This is a genomic window from Neobacillus drentensis, from assembly GCF_036966985.1.
GTDB lineage: Bacteria > Bacillota > Bacilli > Bacillales > Cytobacillaceae > Neobacillus > Neobacillus drentensis_E.
The window spans coordinates 1-1,805 of sequence record NZ_JBALSN010000797.1 but is presented as its reverse complement, the minus strand read 5'-3'; the positions used below and the strand labels follow the sequence as shown (position 1 = coordinate 1,805).

The 1,805-nt window shown below is 38.8% G+C and carries 2 protein-coding genes; both read right to left on the bottom strand.

Translation table 11 applies throughout. The features are described 5' to 3' along the window. Nucleotides 1-304: 304 nt before the first annotated feature. Entirely contained in the window at nt 305-1,138 is an 834-nt protein-coding gene (locus V7659_RS31845; RefSeq protein WP_335543958.1) for an MFS transporter, read from the bottom strand. Then, on the bottom strand, nt 1,099-1,569 hold the full coding sequence (locus tag V7659_RS31840) for an MFS transporter (RefSeq protein WP_335543957.1): 471 nt from the start codon (nt 1,567-1,569) through the stop codon (nt 1,099-1,101). Before V7659_RS31840 ends, V7659_RS31845 begins: the two co-directional genes overlap by 40 nt. Between the last annotated feature and the right edge of the window lie 236 nt (nt 1,570-1,805).

Below are 1,805 nucleotides of genomic sequence, written 5' to 3'. Positions count from 1 at the left end.
GTAAGATAAATATAGATATTATAAAAATATTGCGACTTAATACTTTATTAAACAACCATGTTTCCCCCTAAATAATATTGATAATCATTTTCATTTATTGTACAAATGATAAATGCTCTTGTCAATACAGTGAAATTTGAATAATTTATGACATTTTTACATCTACCGCAATGGGATTTTTTTCACTAGCTACCTTTCTATTTTTTATCTTGCTTTGGCCAAATCGTTCACATCTGCCGAAGGCTTCGCCAATAAACTGTGAAAAAGACAGTGGATAAAATCCACTGCCTGATTGTGATTAATATTAGATTGATATTTTCTTATTTTCAATTGGGATTATAGAGTCATCATACTTTGACATCTTCCTAGTATCTGGAACAAAGAATGATAGGATAAGCGATAAGGCACACCCTGCCATCATCAACCCACCAAAGGCCATTGGAGAAGGACCAAACTTATCTAGCATTGGTGTCCAAATCATTGGACCGAAACCAGCAAGCGCGGCGGAAACCTGGTACCCGAATGATAAGCCCGTATAACGAACTTTCGCTGGGAACAGTTCTGAAAAGATGGTTCCCTGCGTAGAGAAGATCGCTCCCCAAACAATCCCAAGCACAATGACCTGCATAAAATAGAAAGGCACAGTACCCTTAGGGATGATAGTAAAGTAAGGAATCGCTATTATGAGAAACGCTACTAGAGAACTGATATAGATAATTTTCCTCCCGATAAAATCGGAAAGATAGCCAACTAGTGGAATGGAAATAATCATAGTGGCACAGCCGATTGTGACAGCGGTTAAAGCAGTTTCTCTAGAGTATCCTAAATGAGTAGTGGCATATACAAGAATAAACGACATGGAAAAGACATTGAACATCCCGTCTCCAAGTTTCATCCCAATTAAGTGAAATACATTTTTCCAATAATGACGAAATGTTTCTACTACTGGAATCTTTGCCAGTTCTCCGCTCTCTTTTTGCTGTTTAAAAGCAGGAGTCTCCTCGATACCGTTTCGGATCCAAAGCGCTAAAGCAATAAGGACAGCGCTAAAAAGGAAAGGAACCCTCCATCCCCAAGCTAAAAATTGGGCATCTGTCGTTAAGGAACTGATAAATGTGAAACTAAACGTCCCAAGCACTNNCCACGGAGTCCTTTAGGCGCATATTCGGTAGCCAGCAACACGGCCCCTCCCCATTCTCCTCCAAGGGCAATACCTTGTATCAACCTTAAAAGCACCAATAAAATAGGTGCTAACAGTCCGACCTGTTCATAAGTCGGGATTAGTCCAATAAGCAAGGAACTTCCGCCCATGCCAAGAAGAGTCAGCATAAGACTTGCTTTCCTTCCTAATCGATCCCCATAATGGCCAAAGATAAGACTGCCGATTGGTCTAGCTGCATAGCCTACTCCAAATGTGGCAAAGGCCAAAAGCAGCGCAATCGCAGGATCTGCACTGGGAAAAAAGAGATGGGAGAATACTAGACCCGTGGCAGTACCATATAGATAGAAATCATACCATTCAATAACAGAACCAGAAACGCTTGCGAATAGAACGCGACCTTTATTCATAAAGCAACCCCTTTCAGCAGTTATCTGCTAGAATAAAATCCTTAATTGTTTGGTGTATCTAATAATAGGAGAATAAGAAAATACGAATAAACATCACCTCAATGCTAAGCGCTTACAACTAATAAGACATCAATAATTTCACAGACTATAGTCTGTTATATATTTTAATAAACCATTCTATTATCGTCAATCACATTCTTACAAATATTCTAAATTATACTAAAATTTAGTATTTT